Source organism: Lancefieldella parvula DSM 20469 (assembly GCF_000024225.1).
Lineage (GTDB): Bacteria > Actinomycetota > Coriobacteriia > Coriobacteriales > Atopobiaceae > Lancefieldella > Lancefieldella parvula.
In genome coordinates, this window is record NC_013203.1 from 458010 (window position 1) to 474368 (window position 16359).

Here is a 16359-nt window from a genome sequence, read left to right on the forward strand (position 1 = left end):
AAAGCACGAGGACTTCTCGCCATTTTGACTGTGAGATTTTTTGTCAGAATGTGCGTTGGATTTCTTGCGATGTTTTGTTAAAAACGACCGTATCAAAGGTGATGAAACAAGGTATCATTTATATGTATCAGTTTTCCGTCAAACGGAGGTTTAGCATGCTTGTAAGCGCAAAAGCCATGCTCCAGAGTGCCGAGAAGGGTCACTATGGCATCGGCGCATTCAACGAGAACAACCTTGAGTGGGCCGCAGCAATCCTTGATGCGGCAGAAGAGCTTCAGTCTCCTGTCATCATCCAGTGCACCAGCGGTGCAGCAAAGTGGCAGGTAAGCTACCGCGTTGTTGCAGATATGGTTCGCCGTCTTGTTGAGGACAAGAACATCACTGTTCCAGTTGCTCTCCATCTTGACCACGGTTCATACGAGGATGCGTTCAAGTGCATCGAGGCTGGATTTACTTCTATTATGTATGATGGTTCTCACGAGCCTAATTTTGAGACCAACCTTAAGCGTACCGAAGAGGTTGTAAAGGCAGCTCATGCAAAGGGCATTTCTGTTGAGGCCGAGGTTGGTGGCATCGGCGGCACTGAGGACGGCGTTACCGCTAAGGGTGAGCTCGCTGATCCTGAACAGTGCGCAAAGATTGCTGATCTGGGTGTTGACTTCCTTGCTTGTGGTATTGGCAACATTCACGGTATCTACCCAGCTAACTGGGAAGGTCTCTCCTTCGACCAGCTCAAGGCTATTAAGGAGCGCGTCGGTGATCTTCCACTTGTTCTTCACGGTGGTACCGGCATTCCTGTAGAGCAGGTTCAGAAGGCCATCTCTATGGGCATCTCTAAGATTAACGTCAACACTGATCTTCAGCTTGTCTTTGCTGAAGCAACTAAGAAGTACGTTGAGGCTGGTCTTGTTGATACCGGCAAGGGTTATGATCCTCGTAAGCTCATGAAGCCTGGTCGTGAGGCAATTGTTGAGCGTACCAAAGAGCTTATTCGTGAGTTTGGTTCCGATGGTAAGGCTTGGAACTAATCCTTGTGGCAAGTGCTGAGGACACGTTAGTGTGCTCTGCCTATTAGTTAAAGCGACGGACCTGGATTTTCTCCAGGTCCGTTTTTTGTTGGGGGAACGCTTGGTACACTAGGCATACACCTGGTGCGCATCAAGTGCGCTTTGCAATCAACTGACCGGCGGCACGATTTTCTCGCGAGAAACCCGGTGCACTCCAAGATTTTCTCGACATGCAATCGCCATCGCACAAGACAATAAACGTGCAGCTTAAACGTTTACTCAGCAGTAGGGTTTTCAGTGGGGGAGACGTGCATATTGCCTTCGTTGTGGGCAATGTCTGCGAGCGTCTTGCTGTCTAGGAAACTGGAGGTCATGCGGCCAAGATCTCGCCAGATGTTGATGGTGGTACAGGACTCCATCTGTGGACACAACGTGGTATTTGTACAGTTCAGGCAGCTAGCAGGTGCTAGATTGCCTTCAGCTGCGCGAAGAATTTCACCCAGAGTATAGTCCTCAGGTTTGCGCGTGAGGCGATAGCCGCCGCCCTTTCCGCGCAGACTGTCAACATAGCCAGCCTTGTGCATTAGGGCAATAACCTGCTCAAGGTACTTGCGTGAGATGTTTTGGCGCTCGGAAACGTCGCCCAGCGAGACCCAGCCCTCATGAACGGCTAGGTCAGCCATTGCACGGAGTGCATACATTCCCTTTGTAGAGAACATTCCGGCCATGCTACTCGCCGCCTTTTGCGTACTCGCTGTCAGCGCTGCTATCGTTCGCATTTGCGGAGTTATCCTCGGTGGTAGAAGTACCTGCTGCAGTAGAACCGTTATTGTGAGCCTCGAGCATCTCCTCAAGCGTGTGCCATGCCAGCTCGGCGCACTTAACGCGTGCAGGCATGTGAGCGATGTCGTGCAGAATATTGGCGTCTTCCAGCTTATCAAGCACGGCCTCGTCAGTCTCTTCTCCGCGAATCATACGTCCAAAGAGTTTGCAAAGCTCAATAGCTTCTTCTGGAGTACGGTCAATCATCAGATCGCTCATGATATCAGCTGATGCCTGAGAAATTGCGCAACCACTACCAACAAAGGCAGCTTCTGCAATTTTTCCATCCTCAATGCGCACGGAAAAAGTCAGTTCATCGCCACAAGAAGGATTAACACCTGCGTGGGAGACTGTAGGATTGTCCATCTGATATTTATAATCGGGGTGAGAGACGTGGTCCATGAACTCAGCGTTATACAGGTCGTTTACTGCCACTTATTTCAGCTCCTTGTTTTGCTTAGTGTTGACCGCACTGCCAAAGATCTTCCAAACCTGGTTAAGACCCTCGATAAGCTGATCAATGTCGTGTTTATCGTTGTAGAATGCAACGGATGCGCGGCATGTGCTGGACTCATGCAGTTCAATCAGAAGCGGCTCAGCACAGTGATGACCAGCGCGAATGCAAACATTATTCATGTCAAGAATGCTTGAGACGTCGTGTGGATGAACGCCGCGTACGTTAAATGCCACAGCGCCCACGTGATTTTGTCCCAGCTTAGAGCCAACAATGTCAACAAAGTCCAGCGTGCATAGTTGCTGTACCAAGTACCTGGCGAGAAGTTCTTCTCGCTTCTCAATCTTTGCCATATCCAAGCCGTTGAGGTATTTGATAGCGGCGCCGGTAGCGTAGATACCTGCAGCATCCTGTGTACCAGCCTCAAACTTCTCGGGTACAGGGGCCCAAACAGCGCCGGTCTCGGTGACGGAATCAATCATCTCGCCACCGGTAAGAAATGGTGGCATAGCGTTGAGCAGCTCGGCACGACCCCAAAGCACACCAATGCCCATAGGTCCGCACATCTTATGCGCTGAGAAAGCCAACAAATCACAGTCAAGATCATGCACGTTAACAAGGATGTGAGGTGCAGATTGAGCAGCATCAACAACCATGTAGGCACCCATAGCATGAGTACGCTTAGCAATGGCTTTGATGTCATTGCGAGTTCCCAGCACGTTGGAGACGTGTGTGACAGATACAATTTTTGCGCGCTCGGTAATCTTTGATGCAATTTCTTCGGGCGTAATTTGATACTGCGAGTTCATGCGTAGATACACCAGGTTAGCACCGGTAGCCTTGCAAATTTGCTGCCAAGGAATGATGTTTGAGTGGTGTTCCATGATGGAAATGACCACGTCATCGCCTGGTTTGAGCGCATAGCGACCAAGGCTTGAAGCAACTAGATTAAGTGCCTCAGAAGTGTTGCGCGTAAAGATAATCTGCTGACTTTCTGGCTTGTCGTTTTTATCGACAGCACCAATAAACTTTGCAATCGAAGCGCGAGCGTCCTCGATAGCTGCGGTTGCATCCACGCTCCAACGGTACAATCCGCGCAAAGCATTTGCGTTCATGGTCTCATAGAAGCGTGACTGTGCCTCAATGACTACGCGTGGACGCTGAGAAGTGGCGGCACTGTCCAAGTAAGCTACCTTGGGATTTGCTGCCAGAATTGGAAAATCTGCTTTGTAAGGGTTATCGGTAATCTGAGCAACTTCCGTGTCGGTCATTATGCGACACCGCCTTTGTTGGAATTTGCTTCAGAGCTGGAATTGTCGTTAGCTGCAGCTTCATCATAGTCGTGAGCAATTTCTGCGCCCAGCTCAGCCTCGCAACGCTCAACGGCCACACGGTGAGAAATCTCCTCAGGTGCGTTGATGATGGCGTCTTCAAAGAGGGCGCGTACAAACAACTGCTCTGCAGCTTGGCGAGAAAGTCCTCGAGCTGCAAGATAATCAAGCTGATCAGGAGAGACGGATCCGATAGTAGCACCGTGATTGCCAGCAACATCATCTTCATCGCAGAGAATAACAGGCATGGTCTTGTTGACAACGTCGTCGCCTAGAATCATGACTGTTTCAATCTCGTTACCCTGGGCATCCTTTGCGCCACGAACAAGGTCGATGGTTGCACGAAGAGTCTTCTTAGCTGCTTCGTTAAGGACACCAGACTCGGTGAGCTGCGCGCGAGTAGAGGTACCACGCATACGCACTAGATGGTTGATATCAAGTGTTTCTTTATGGGTAGCGTGATAGCGATTGTTGAGATCGAGACGGGCTCGAGCACCAACCAGGTTAGCAGTAAGGCCAAGACCAATGGTTGATCCTCCCAAAGCGTACTGTTTAACATCAACAGTAGCATCCTGGTGAATTTCGAGTCCAACACTCTCAAGGTGCTGCTGGTCTTCATTTACACCAAGCATCTCAATAAGGTGTAGCTTTGCACCAGCTTCAACAACAATGCGGGTGAGTGCTGCGCTTGTTGGGAGCGCGTTGTTGCTAGCAGCATCTGTGCTTTTCTCACCTGCAAATGCAGCGATAACTACAATTGCTTCAGCGCCTTCACGCACAATAATGCCGGTATTTGCACACTGTTTTTGAGCAGCAGAAACCGCAACAACAATAGGTTCTTCTCGCTTGGTATGAGCGGGAACATTGTAGAAATCAGACTTAAATACCTGAGACTCAACGTAGTCAGTAACCTCTTGACCCATTCCACACTCAATGCGCTCAAAAAGACGAGGTAGAGGCAGATACACTTTGCCTGCATCGGCATGATTGGGGACGGTAACTGACAAAGAGTTGGCGTTTAGACGGTTCCATGTCTGAGCTGCAGGGACGTTGGCGCGATTAATCAAAACGTTATCCATTAGCCAATCGCTCCTTCCATCTCAAGTTTAATAAGGTTATTCATCTCAACGGCGTACTCCATAGGAAGCTCTTTTGAGACAGGGTTTGCAAATCCGTTTACTACCATGGTGCGGGCTTCGGCCTCAGAGCAACCGCGGCTCATCAAATACAAAACGGTGTCGTCAGAAATACGTCCAATAGTTGCCTCATGGCCAATCTGAGCAGTTGAATTGCGGACGTCCATCTCTGGGATGGTATCAGAACGGCTGATGTTGTCTAGCATTAGCGACTGGCACGAGAACGCCACGCGAGCGTTTTCTGCCTTGCGACCAACAGTAACTGCGGAGCGGAAGGTGTTGACGCCGCCATCCTTGGAGATGGATTTAGTGTCAACGTTTGCCGAGTTGTTGGAGCCGTTAATAATCACCTTACAACCTGTATCCAGGTCCTGAGTAGCTCCTGCAAACGTAATACCAGTGAACTCGCAGTTAGAAGAATCTCCGTTCATGATGGTAGAAGGGTAGAGATACGAAACGTGGCTGCCAAAAGAGCCCGAGACCCACTCCATCTTTGCGTTACTGCCAATGATGGCGCGCTTGGTATTGAGGTTGTACATGTTCTTTGACCAGTTTTCGATGGTCGAGTAACGCAGCCGCGCACCGTCCTTAACAAAGAGCTCAACAGCTCCAGCGTGAAGGTTTGCTGCGTAGTACTTAGGTGCAGAACAGCCCTCAATAAAGTGCAGATCAGCGCCTTCCTCAACAATAATAAGCGTGTGCTCAAACTGGCCAGCACCCTGGGCATTCAGCCTAAAGTAGCTCTGAAGAGGATAGTCTAGAGTGACATTTTTAGGAACATAAACAAAAGAACCACCAGACCACACAGCATAGTGCAGTGCCGCAAACTTGTGGTCTGAAGGAGGAATCAGCTTGCCAAAGTATTCTTTAACAACGGGTTCCCACTGTGAATCGTGCAAAGCATCCTCAATGGTGGTGTAAATAACACCCTGTTCAGCAACTTCCTCACGCATGTTGTGATAGACAATCTCAGAATCGTACTGAGCACCAACACCAGCAAGGCTCTCTGCCTCTGCTTGTGGAATGCCCAGACGATCAAAGGTATCCCTAATATCCTCAGGTACATCGTCCCAGCTATTTGCCTGCTGAGTCTTTGGCGAGACATACGTGGAGATATGGTTCAAATCCAAACCTGCAATAGAAGGTCCCCAGTTGGTGGCCATCTGGCGCTGGTGATAGGTTTCCAGGGCCGACAACCTCATCTGGAGCATCCACTCGGGTTCTTCTTTTTTCTCGGAAATAGCACGCACAATTTCTGGTGTGAGGCCATCATCGTAGCGCTCGTAACCCTCTTCAGACTTGGTGAAGTCGTAGAGCGAGCGGTCTACGTCAGCGACCTCAGATCGCTTTTTCTCGCTCACTAGTTAGCACCACCCTCATCTGTTTGGTTCTCAAAATGCTCAAAGCCCTCGTGATCAATTTGGTTGATGAGATCCGCGGGACCGTCAGCTACCAGGTGACCCTTAACCATAACGTGAGTGCGGTCAATCTCAAGGCGCTCAAGAATGCGAGTGTTGTGAGTAATGATGAGCAGCGATCCGTCGCAGGTTTCACGGTATGCCTGGATACCTTTTGAAACAACGGATAGTGCGTCAACATCCAGACCAGAGTCAGTCTCGTCGAGAATGGCAAGTTTAGGCTGAAGCAATAGAAGCTGGAGCATCTCAACCTTTTTCTTCTCGCCACCAGAGAAGCCAACGTTAAGTTCACGCATCAAGAAGCCCTGGTCAAGCTCAAGCTGATCAGAAATTTGACCAACGCGCTGACGGAACTGACGAGCGGTCATCTTAAGCTCGGGGCGCATCTGAGTAATGGTACGCAGGAATGAATAAAGAGGAACACCAGGAACCTCAACAGGTGCCTGATAGGAGAGGAAGATGCCTGCAAGGGAGCGCTTATCTGCAGCAAGTTCAGTTACATCTTCGCCGTTAAAGATAAGGGAACCATCTGTAATCTTATAGGTAGGGTCACCCATAATGACACGGCCAAGTGTCGATTTACCTGCGCCGTTAGGTCCCATCAGAACATGAGCCTGGCCATCACCAATGCTCAAATCAATTGAATGCAGGATGGATTTCTCCTCGGTACCTGCGGAAATTCCGTTTACACGGAGTAGCTCAGTTGCCATAAATCTCTCTCCAAATATCTCTACGTGCAAGCACGTGATACGTTTGTGACTAGCCATTTGGGTAGCTCTGGTGTGAGCTGAACCTTGTGCTAGTGCGGTCTGGTGGCAAAGATAGACATCAATGTCACTGACGACTTTGTCATACCCTAAAATCCGCTAATTCATACTAAATGGTAGGAATTAAAATGCAACCCTCATATGAGTACTTTTTCACGTTTTCTAGAAAATAATCGGATTTTCCATAGGTTTCAAAAGTTATAAAAGCTTTTCTGTACCAGAGTTGTCTCTCACGGGTAAACTAGAAACATCTATGTTGCAACAAGGAGGATTCATGGGTCAGAGAATTCAAGGTACCGAAGATCTTTACGGCGGCTATATGCGCTCGTGGGAGCACATGCAAGATGTTGCTCGCCATTTGTTTGGTACTTACGGTTTTGACCGCATTGAGACTCCTGCACTTGAGCAGGTAGATACTTTTGTTCACGGTATTGGTGAGTCAACTGATGTTGTACGCAAAGAGATGTTTCGCGTCTTTTCAGGCGCTCTGCTTGATGACTTGCTAGCTGCTGGTAATGAGTCCGGTCTTAAGCCTCGTCAGCGCATGGCCATGCGCCCTGAGGGAACTGCTGGTGTGGTTCGCGCTGCTGTTGAGCATAACTTTGTGCCACAGGGCGGAACGCCTGCAAAGCTTTGGTATGCCGAGGCAATGTTTAGAGGGGAACGTCCTCAGAAGGGCCGTCTGCGTCAGTTTCACCAGGTAGGCGTTGAGTGGCTTGGAGCTTCTGATCCAGCTGCTGATGCAGAGTCCATCATCATGTTGATGAAGTTTTACGAGCAGATGGGTTTCTCGCCAGCCAATATGAAGCTCATGATTAACTCTATGGGTGATGCGGAGTGCCGTCCTGCATATCGCGAGAAGGTCAAGCAGTTCATTCTTGATCACAAGGATCAGATGTGTGAGGACTGTCTTGAGCGTGCAGAGATTAATCCGCTGCGTGCGTTTGACTGCAAAAATGAGGGTTGTCACGCGGTCATGAAAGATGCTCCACTGATTTCAGACAACCTGTGCGATGACTGTCGCACTCATTATGAGCAGGTCAAAGCATATTTGGATGCTGCTGGTATTTTGTACATTGAGGATCCAACGCTTGTTCGAGGCCTGGATTACTATACGCGCACTGTCTTTGAGGTAGAAATTCCAAACGCTGGCGTTGGTGCTATCGGCGGTGGCGGTCGTTACGACGGTCTTGTTGAACTTGAAGGTGGAAAGCCAACCCCAGGCGTTGGTTTTGCTGTTGGTTTTGAACGCATCATGCTGGCGCTGGAGGCTCTTGGTGTTTCGGCTGAACCTGCAGCTCCAAGCTGTGTCTATGTTGCTTGTGCAGGTGCTGAGCAGGCTCCTGTTGTATTTGATGCTGTATTGGCGCTGCGTGAGGCAGGTATTAGATGCGAGGCTGATCGTACTGGTCGTTCGTTAAAGGCTCAGTTCAAGCAGGCAGATAAGATGGGCGCGGCACTTTGTGTGGTTATTGGTCCAGATGAGGTTGAAGCTGGTGTTGTAACTCTTCGTGATATGGAGTCTCATGAGCAGGTACAGGTACCTTCTGACCAGCTTGTTGCTGAGGTTAAAGCAAGACAGTAGTAGAAGTAGATAATAGTATTGATTTTTAAATCCTCCTATGTATTTGAACTGCCTCCCATTTCTTGGACATAAGAAATGGGAGGTTTTTTATGCGTATGGATCGTAGGGTAAAGCACGATATAGAAGTGAGAAAGAAGGCAGCCGAGCTCTTTGATGCCGGTATGGGATCTCGTGCAGTTGCAAGTACTCTTTCTGTTCCACTCCCAACTGTGAAAGTATGGCAGCATATATACCACGCGTTTGGAAGCGAGGTGCTACTGACCATGGATGGCAAGCAGGCTAAATACACCTACGAGCAAAAAGTTGCAGCAGCAAGAGCTGTCATTGAGGGCGGCATGACAAAGACTGAAGCGATGGCCAAGTTTAAGATTATGTCTCTGGCACCACTTGAGCGTTGGTGCAGGCTCTACCGTACAGGTGGTGCAGAGGCTCTTAAGCCAAAGCCAAAAGGAAGACCTAAAGGCTCTAAGTCCAAGCCGCAAAAGCGCACCCGCGAGCAGGAACTTGAGGAGAGGTGCCTAAGGCTCGAGACCGAGGTAGCCTACTTAAAAAAATTGCGCGCCCTGGTCGAGAAAGGCGAGCTCTGACCGGGGTAAAGGCTAAGATTGTGAGTGCTTTGCGGGTCGAGGGATACTCTTTGTGCTATCTACTGGAGTGCTCAGGACTTGCAAGGGCTACCTACTACTACGCACGAGCGCACCCAGTAAAGCCAACACGCCCAGAGCTACACCGCGCGGTTGCAGAGATTTCTCGCGTACTACAAACGGATGCGGTCACAGACAGATAGCCATGTGTCTGCGCGCTGAGCTGGGTGTAAGAATCGCCGACAAGACTGTTCTTAAAATCATGCGTGAGATGGGTGTTCGCTGTAAGATACGACGTGAGACAGACTATCACCGCTATAGCTCCTATAAAGGCGTTGTCGGTAAGACCTTTGAAAACGTCATAGGACGCAACTTTTCTACCGATAGCCCGTGGAAGAAGATGGGCACCGACGTCACGGAGTTCAAGCAGGCGTGGGGTAAGGCGTACTTTGCACCCATCTATGACTTCGGGAGCAAAGAGATTGTCGCATGGAGTACAGCGAAAAATCCAAACATGGTCCAGCAAATAGCTCTTCTCGACCAACTTTTGTCAAAGATACCTGAAGGTAGGACTCCAATTCTGCATAGCGACATGGGCTGGCAGTATCAGCACAGCACATGGTGCAGACGACTAAAAGATGCAGGAGTTGTCCAGAGCATGTCCAGGAAGGGCAACTGCATAGACAACGGTGCTACCGAGCAGGTCTTTGGCCATATGAAAGACGAGTTCTTCCGAGGAAGAACGTGGCCTAACTTTGAGTCTTTCAAGGCAGATTTGGATGCATATGTTATGTACTGGAACACACAAAGGCGTCAGGTTAAACTAAAAGGACTGACCCCGGAGGAGTTCCGGAATCAGTCCTTGGTGGCCTAGCTCTTTATTAAATTCGTCCAAGTTTTGGGACGCAGTTCAATTTGGCATGGGAGGATTTGTTTTAATTTGGATAATGAAATACCGTTTATAGAATAATAAAGTCCGCTTACGATAGTTATCAATAAGATCGGTTAAACGCGAATGTTGTAAGTTCATACTAATAATGTAGAAGTAAATTTATAAGTTAATAACTAATAAGCACCTTCATTTATTTATAAGGCAAAGATACGTTGTAGGTGAAGAAATGAAAAGAGCGTACCGCTTTATTGTTTCTATCATAGTTGTCTTAATTGCACTCTCCTCGTTTTTGGTGGGAAAAGGGTTTTTAGAAATTTTTATTTCTCGAGAATTTGATGCTTGGCTTTCTAATCAGCCACAAATTTATACTTCACAGATGTCCAATGAGACAAAAGAAACGTTCGTGTCAGTTGTTCGATCTTACGCACAAACTCACAAGATGATTCTTATAACAAAAAAGACTGAATCAATTACTGAAGGACCTAGGATACTGACGGTTGGCGTATTGTCCTCTCAAGGTAATAAAGTGAACAGCTTCAATTCTTTTGATGTTCTTGGCACTCAAGTTATAAATGGACAAAAAATTAATGAGCTGCTAGAGCATTCTCCAGAGTCATATCTTGGCTACGGAATGGATACCAACAATAAAGTTGGTGATTTACCGTATGTATTAGGTTCAGTTTATTTCAAATTAGATCAAATTACCCCCGGCTATAATTTGGGTAATTCTTGTGCTGTTCTAGGCCTTTCTCCTGGAGAATTTGATGAGCTAGTCAGTCAGATTTCAGAGGCTACTGGCTTACATAAAGAAAAATTTATTACTAATTATTCAGGATCAGCGGTTGAAATTGGACTGTTCTACTACGTTGCTGGGGTAACTTTTATAATCTTGAGTATTTCGTTTTGTTTACTGACGTATTACAACTCATTACAAGAATTAAAGAAACTTGGTGTCCACGTAATGCTCGGCTGGAGTAAAAGCGATTACGTTGTACATCATTATTTTTTCTATTGCTCTTTGGCAGCTGTTTTACTGCCATTAGCTCTTATTTGGACAATAGTTAATTGTTCCGGATTTAATATTACTGGCAGGTTTTTACTGTTTACGTTTACCACGGCATTGCCATCAATACTTGTAGTTGTGATTTCGGTTCTAATTTCTGCTGCTCCACTTTTAACAATTCGACCCGTGGATGCAATTTTAGGAAGACTGTCGCAAAAGGGTCTGTACATTCTAACGGCGATTATTTATGCGCTTTGTTGTGTGGTGGTTTTTGCTGGCTCAATTTATATGGATGCTCCAATAACTATGTATTCAAATTTACTATCCACTCAAGAAAATTGGTCTATATATAAAGATTGGTATATTGTTCGAAACCACGTGGTACAAGGTAATTTTTTCAACGGTAGACCAATGGATAAAAGTAAAGAATTATTTGATTGGTATAAAGACCATGAGCACGATAAGGGCGTCTATATTGCTCATGTAAATCACATAGGTGAAGCAACACTAAATGCTTATGGAATAAATTCTGCAATTTTGAAGCCATTTGATGCTCTGATTGCATCCCCTTCTTATCTAAAAGAAATTGGGGTAGCGTTAACTGATGAACAAGTTAAAAAAGCAGAGAATGGAACAAGGATTTATTTAGTTCCAAGATCGTACTCAGAAGAACAAAAATCTCTGTTGAGAGAGCTTGTATCTAGAAGCGACAAAATATTTGAGTCGGATATTGTCACGCCTTATATGCAAAATCCTTCATCTGAATTCATTGAATACGATGCTAGTGGAGGATTTTTTACCTGGTCAACAAGTATAGATAGCCCTTCTATAAGCACAAATATAGTAGTTAAAGTAGTAACGTCAAATAATATGATTCCTAGTGAATCGGAGAGCTTAGTGGCCACTGGTCTTGATAATAGTTATATAAAATTGTCACCTGAAGCCGCTTCAAGTTTGCTAGATTCCAGTGGCATTGTAGAGCTATCTGATGACGGTTTTGGAACACAATTTAATTCGATAGAAAGCTTTATAAAGGACTACAGAAAATCGTTACAAGAGCTCTTTCTCTTATTCGGAGTTGTAATTGTGCTTATGTTTGCGGCTATAACAGTTATTCAAATAAGCATGATTTCAATTGTTCAGAGATTAAATGAGAGAAAAATTGCTGTTGAATGCATGTTGGGATTTGGCATTTACAAACAATACATAAATATTTTTCTCCTAGTGAATCTCATTGCATTTGTTGGAACACTTTGCATGATTGTCATAGGCTCAACTCTTGGAATAATAATGGGCTGCTTGATGTTATTGATTTCCAATTTGACTATCAGCATTTCTGCAAATAGAAGCACTATGAAAATTGTTCTAGAGAATCTCTCTAAGGAGTAGTTATGTATACGTTTCTAAAGGTAGATGCTCTTAACAAGTCATTTGGAAGTAACACGGTTCTTCATAACATTTCATTTGAGATACAGAGTGGAGAGTCAGTGGCTCTTGTGGGACCTTCTGGTTGCGGAAAATCAACACTTCTTAATATCATTGGTCTTCTCGAGACTTTAGACTCAGGCATAATTAGCCTTGAAGGCAGAGCATACCCTTCAATCAATAGCAAAAAAGCAACACTTATGAGGCGCACTGAGATCAATTATCTATTTCAATCTTTTGCTCTCATTAATGACTGGAAAGTAAGCAAAAATCTCTTATTAGCGCTTCAATACACTAAACTGTCAAAGCAGGAGCAAGAGCGTCTTATTAGAACTGCTTTGGAAAGCTATGGAATTGGCGAGAAGTACGATGCGGTTGTAAATGAGCTTTCTGGTGGAGAAAAGCAGAGGGTAGCAATTGCTCGAGCAATGATAAAACCAGGTAATTTAATCCTTGCTGATGAACCAACCGGATCGCTTGATAAGGCTATGGCCACTATTGTCATAGATAGTTTGCTAGACTCCGTTCACGCAAACCATAAAACGCTTCTTATGGTCACGCATGATATGAATATTGCTCAACGTTGTGACCGAATTATTGAATTGCCAAAACATCAATAGAAGCATAGGTGTAGAAAGGCGCTTCCAGTTTTAGCAATTCGTATTACAGTCTATTACAGTCGTTAAAAAGCTGATTTAAGCAACTTTTGCAGCAGGAAGGCTCTCGACGGAGTCTGCTGATTCTGTCTCCTGTACGCGTGGCCATGTGCAACTACGGACATCATCAGAGGTAAGGCCAAGCCAACGGGCACGATGACCATCAATCTTTGCTGGACGGCGATGGAGCCACAGAGAAATTCCCAGAGTCCAAAGAGGTAATAAATAGAGGAAACTTGCAGCTAAAAGACTCATAGAAGGTGCACCAATTGCAGAGAGTACCGAGATATTTGAGATGGACCACGGAACCAGTGGAGCAAGGATTACAGCGCTATTCTCGATATCCAGAGCAAGTGCACTGGAGGAGTTTTCTGCGTTCTCGCACAGGTCATTTGTCAGCATAATGGCCAAGGTCTGGTTACAAGAAACCATTGAGGTAAACATGCTGGTAATCAGAACGCCAAAGAAAGGCGTAGAGCTATCGGAGAGATCAGCTACCAGCTGACACATACGGCGAAGCAGGCCAGTTGTCTGGAAAAGACCAGCATAGCTTGAAGAAATGGTGACAATCATCAAAACATTTGTCATAGAGAAAATGCCGCCACCGTTGACCATGTTTGCTACGGTAGCACCTGGAGCACGAAGGCCAAAAAGCAGAATGATAGGCAGGTCGGCAAGAGGGACGCGTTGAATTGTGACGCACAGAATGCAGGCGAGTACCAGGCTGGATGTCATGGTAACAATGACATCAACTTTAAGAAGCGAGAAAACAATAACAAGAAGTGCTGGTGTAAGTGAAATCAAAGAGAGCCTAAAGGAACGGCTTAGAAGACCGGTGACATCAGGAATGGTTCCCGTATTTGCCATGAAGAAGTCCCAGGCTACGTAGATGACGCATGCCACAATAAAAGGCACCACGCTGGTACGAAGCATGCGGTTAATATTCTTAGATAGATTGGTATCGGTAAGCTGTGAAACCAGAATTGCGCTGGTAGACATAGGGGAGCAGCGATCACCAAAGTAGCTGCCTGCAAGAACTGCACCACCAATAAAGAACTCGCTTGCTCCAATTGCTTTACCAATAGACATGCAGATGATTCCCATGGTTGCTGCGGTACCAAATGCGGTACCCAGAAGCATGGACATCATGGTGCAGAGTAAGAATGTTGCCAGAATAAAAATAGATGGAGAAATAAGAGAAGCAGAGATACTGACAATCTCTGGAATAGTTCCAGCTGCACGCCACGCAGCGCTCATAGCACCTACAACAGCAAACAGCGCAATGATTGTTTTGACTTCCCAGACAGATTTAAAGGCAGCCATAAGGAGCTTTTTTGGAGAAATTTTGCGTGAAAGTCCGTAACCAAAAAAGAGGAAGAAACCAGCGGTCAAGATAGATGTTAGGGGGAAGGATAGGACTGTGCCTACGATGAGCATCACCGCAAAGGCACTTAGTACTATTAGTTCTACCATGCATCCACTCCAAACAAACTTCTTATGTAAATAGAGTATGCGACTAAAATGTTGAAGTCCAACTGTTTTCAATGGTTATAATTACAAGTAATTTTTGTAATACAGTGGGAGCAAAAATGAACTTTCAAACCATGGATTATTTTGTTGCCGTTGCGGAAGAAAAGAGTTTCACCAAGGCGGCTGAGCGTTTGAGTGTGACTCAGCAAACGCTCTCGGCAAATATTGCGGCAGCAGAAAAAGAACTTGGCTCTAAGCTGCTGGAACGCACTGTTCCACTGTCTCTAACGTTTGCTGGAGAAGAATTTTTGCGTTATGCCCGTAGGTTCCAAGCTCAGCGTCGTGCAATGGATCAGGAATTTCTTGATATTGCAGGTAATGAACGAGGTCGTTTGCATGTTGGCGTCACCGCAACACGAGGTCATATCATCATGCCACGCTCTATTGCTGCTTTTCAAAAATTGCATCCAAATATCTCTATTGAGCTTGATGAGGGCGAGAACGATGAGTTAGTTGAGTGGCTATCTGAAGGCCAACTCGACTTGATTGTTGCAACGGTTAATTCTGCATCGTATGACCTAGTCATTCAAAAATTGTTTGACGAGAAGATCGTTCTAGTAGTTTCACAAGCACTTCTTGAATCTTTATATGCAGATAAGGTTGACTCGGTTGTCTCGCAAGTCAAGAGAACGGGAAAGCTCACGGCTTTAGAAGCTTGTCCTTTTCTAACGGTTGGTAAGCGAGACATTGCAGGTAGTTTTGCTCGCCATGCATTTGCGGCATCTGGTATTTCTCCCACCATCAAGGTTATGTCTAGGAACTCCGAGACTCTTTTGGCTCTTGCCATGAGAGGGGTTGGCGCGTGCTTCTTACCGTCGGAGCTAGTTGCCTCTTCTTACTACGACTTTGAAACTTCTGGCCTTCATATTATTGAACTGGGAAAAGAGATGTCTTACTCGGTCAGTGTTGCTTGGCGACGCACCGATCACGTTTGGAGTGCTATTGAGTCATTTGCTCAGGTTCTTTCTGAGCATCGCTACGTTGTTAAGCGAAGTGAGTAGCATGGATACTCTTCAAACCAACAGTAATCTTGAGTTTTTGTATCAGGACGATTATCTACTTGCCGTAAATAAACCAGCGGGAATGATTGTTCACTCAGATGGCACTAATGAGCCCTCTTTAACCGATTTAGTTTGCGAGAAACTCTGTGCACTTGAGAGTTCAAACAAGATAGATCTTTCTCAGGTCCAAGCATTGAATCGTCTTGACAAGGAGACAACAGGAATTGTGCTCTTCTCGCTTAAAAAAGAAACGCAGCCACAGTTTGATCAACTCATCGCCTCTAAAGAACTCTCCAAAGAGTATTTGGCAGTTGTTAAAGGAGATTTTGGATTAAATAAACTGCTGATAGATAAGGCAATTGGAAAAGACCGACATGATGCTCAGAAGATGAGAATTTCCGACACAGGAAAACCCTCTCAAACGGAGGTACGTCTCATTAAAGTTGCGTCATCAGCGCAAGGCCAAATTCAAAGCTTGTTATTGGTCAATTTGCTGACAGGAAGAAAGCATCAAATTAGAGTGCATCTCTCGTCACTTGGATTTCCTCTGGTGGGAGATGTGTTGTATGGAGGTATGTCTTCTCTGCAGCGTAAAACAAAAAAGAAGCATAGGCCGCAGCCATTAATGCTGCACGCATATAGAATTGGATTTATTCACCCAGTCACGGGCGCAAAAATTGTGATTAAAACGGATATTCCAGAGCGATTTTCTAATTTTGGTGTCCTTGAGAAGGACTTATAGTCCATA

Annotated in this window: 15 protein-coding genes; 8 read left to right on the plus strand and 7 right to left on the minus strand. The window is 46.0% G+C overall.

Going from position 1 to position 16359, the window contains the following annotated elements:
• The first annotated feature begins 155 nt into the window (after positions 1 to 155).
• Positions 156 to 1028: a class II fructose-1,6-bisphosphate aldolase gene (fba, locus tag APAR_RS02045; RefSeq protein ID WP_012808485.1), complete on the plus strand. Its 873-nt coding sequence runs from the start codon at positions 156 to 158 to the stop codon at positions 1026 to 1028.
• A gap of 254 nt (positions 1029 to 1282) precedes the next feature.
• Here the strand turns inward: fba and APAR_RS02050 are convergent, their stop codons facing one another.
• The 6 genes from APAR_RS02050 to sufC are packed head-to-tail and all read right to left on the minus strand — an operon-like array spanning position 1283 to position 6878.
• A complete protein-coding gene (locus APAR_RS02050) occupies positions 1283 to 1735 on the minus strand; it encodes an RrF2 family transcriptional regulator (protein ID WP_012808486.1) in 453 nt (150 codons plus the stop codon).
• A 1-nt stretch (position 1736) separates the two neighbouring features.
• Entirely contained in the window at positions 1737 to 2264 is a 528-nt protein-coding gene (sufU, locus tag APAR_RS02055; RefSeq protein ID WP_012808487.1) for a Fe-S cluster assembly sulfur transfer protein SufU, read from the minus strand.
• Positions 2265 to 3554: an aminotransferase class V-fold PLP-dependent enzyme gene (locus APAR_RS02060; RefSeq protein WP_012808488.1), complete on the minus strand. Its 1290-nt coding sequence runs from the start codon at positions 3552 to 3554 to the stop codon at positions 2265 to 2267.
• Positions 3554 to 4693, minus strand: coding sequence for a SufB/SufD family protein (locus APAR_RS02065; RefSeq protein ID WP_012808489.1), 1140 nt, complete (start codon positions 4691 to 4693; stop codon positions 3554 to 3556). The genes APAR_RS02060 and APAR_RS02065 overlap by 1 nt, the downstream gene beginning before the upstream one ends.
• Positions 4693 to 6111, minus strand: a complete 1419-nt coding sequence (gene sufB / locus APAR_RS02070) for a Fe-S cluster assembly protein SufB (protein WP_012808490.1) — start codon at positions 6109 to 6111, stop codon at positions 4693 to 4695. Before sufB ends, APAR_RS02065 begins: the two co-directional genes overlap by 1 nt.
• Entirely contained in the window at positions 6111 to 6878 is a 768-nt protein-coding gene (gene sufC / locus APAR_RS02075) for a Fe-S cluster assembly ATPase SufC (RefSeq protein WP_012808491.1), read from the minus strand. The genes sufB and sufC overlap by 1 nt, the downstream gene beginning before the upstream one ends.
• 331 nt (positions 6879 to 7209) lie before the next feature.
• Between sufC and hisS the strand changes: the two genes are divergently transcribed.
• The 5 genes from hisS (at position 7210) to APAR_RS02100 (ending at position 13044) form a co-directional block, all read left to right on the plus strand.
• Positions 7210 to 8520: a histidine--tRNA ligase gene (gene hisS, locus APAR_RS02080; protein ID WP_012808492.1), complete on the plus strand. Its 1311-nt coding sequence runs from the start codon at positions 7210 to 7212 to the stop codon at positions 8518 to 8520.
• An 89-nt stretch (positions 8521 to 8609) separates the two neighbouring features.
• Entirely contained in the window at positions 8610 to 9107 is a 498-nt protein-coding gene (locus APAR_RS07500) for a helix-turn-helix domain-containing protein (protein WP_012808493.1), read from the plus strand.
• A gap of 67 nt (positions 9108 to 9174) precedes the next feature.
• Positions 9175 to 9978, plus strand: a complete 804-nt coding sequence (locus APAR_RS02090; RefSeq protein ID WP_425357246.1) for an IS3 family transposase — start codon at positions 9175 to 9177, stop codon at positions 9976 to 9978.
• A gap of 244 nt (positions 9979 to 10222) precedes the next feature.
• Complete coding sequence (locus APAR_RS02095; RefSeq protein WP_012808495.1) at positions 10223 to 12388, plus strand: bacteriocin-associated integral membrane family protein; 2166 nt, start codon at positions 10223 to 10225, stop codon at positions 12386 to 12388.
• Between the two features lie 2 nt (positions 12389 to 12390).
• Positions 12391 to 13044: an ABC transporter ATP-binding protein gene (locus tag APAR_RS02100; protein ID WP_012808496.1), complete on the plus strand. Its 654-nt coding sequence runs from the start codon at positions 12391 to 12393 to the stop codon at positions 13042 to 13044.
• A 75-nt stretch (positions 13045 to 13119) separates the two neighbouring features.
• Here the strand turns inward: APAR_RS02100 and APAR_RS02105 are convergent, their stop codons facing one another.
• The gene (locus tag APAR_RS02105) at positions 13120 to 14625 is read right to left on the minus strand and encodes a Na+/H+ antiporter NhaC family protein (protein ID WP_081433506.1); all 1506 of its coding nucleotides are present in this window, start codon (positions 14623 to 14625) and stop codon (positions 13120 to 13122) included.
• A 44-nt stretch (positions 14626 to 14669) separates the two neighbouring features.
• Here APAR_RS02105 and APAR_RS02110 point away from each other — a divergent pair, with 44 nt between their 5' ends.
• Both APAR_RS02110 and APAR_RS02115 read left to right on the plus strand, forming a co-directional pair.
• Entirely contained in the window at positions 14670 to 15611 is a 942-nt protein-coding gene (locus APAR_RS02110) for a LysR family transcriptional regulator (RefSeq protein ID WP_012808498.1), read from the plus strand.
• A 1-nt stretch (position 15612) separates the two neighbouring features.
• Positions 15613 to 16353 carry an RluA family pseudouridine synthase gene (locus APAR_RS02115; protein ID WP_012808499.1) on the plus strand — a complete coding sequence of 247 codons (741 nt, stop codon included), beginning with the start codon at positions 15613 to 15615 and terminating at the stop codon, positions 16351 to 16353.
• Positions 16354 to 16359: the final 6 nt, after the last annotated feature.

Bases quoted from the DNA above. Each gene is read 5' to 3' on its own strand.
- fba (WP_012808485.1), top strand. From the start codon at position 156: ATGCTTGTAAGCGCAAAAGCCATGCTCCAGAGTGCCGAGAAGGGTCAC.
- APAR_RS02050 (WP_012808486.1), bottom strand. From the start codon at position 1,735: ATGGCCGGAATGTTCTCTACAAAGGGAATGTATGCACTCCGTGCAATG.
- APAR_RS02060 (WP_012808488.1), bottom strand. From the start codon at position 3,554: ATGACCGACACGGAAGTTGCTCAGATTACCGATAACCCTTACAAAGCA.
- APAR_RS02065 (WP_012808489.1), bottom strand. From the start codon at position 4,693: ATGGATAACGTTTTGATTAATCGCGCCAACGTCCCTGCAGCTCAGACA.
- sufC (WP_012808491.1), bottom strand. From the start codon at position 6,878: ATGGCAACTGAGCTACTCCGTGTAAACGGAATTTCCGCAGGTACCGAG.
- hisS (WP_012808492.1), top strand. From the start codon at position 7,210: ATGGGTCAGAGAATTCAAGGTACCGAAGATCTTTACGGCGGCTATATG.
- APAR_RS07500 (WP_012808493.1), top strand. From the start codon at position 8,610: ATGCGTATGGATCGTAGGGTAAAGCACGATATAGAAGTGAGAAAGAAG.
- APAR_RS02095 (WP_012808495.1), top strand. From the start codon at position 10,223: ATGAAAAGAGCGTACCGCTTTATTGTTTCTATCATAGTTGTCTTAATT.
- APAR_RS02100 (WP_012808496.1), top strand. From the start codon at position 12,391: ATGTATACGTTTCTAAAGGTAGATGCTCTTAACAAGTCATTTGGAAGT.
- APAR_RS02110 (WP_012808498.1), top strand. From the start codon at position 14,670: ATGAACTTTCAAACCATGGATTATTTTGTTGCCGTTGCGGAAGAAAAG.
- APAR_RS02115 (WP_012808499.1), top strand. From the start codon at position 15,613: ATGGATACTCTTCAAACCAACAGTAATCTTGAGTTTTTGTATCAGGAC.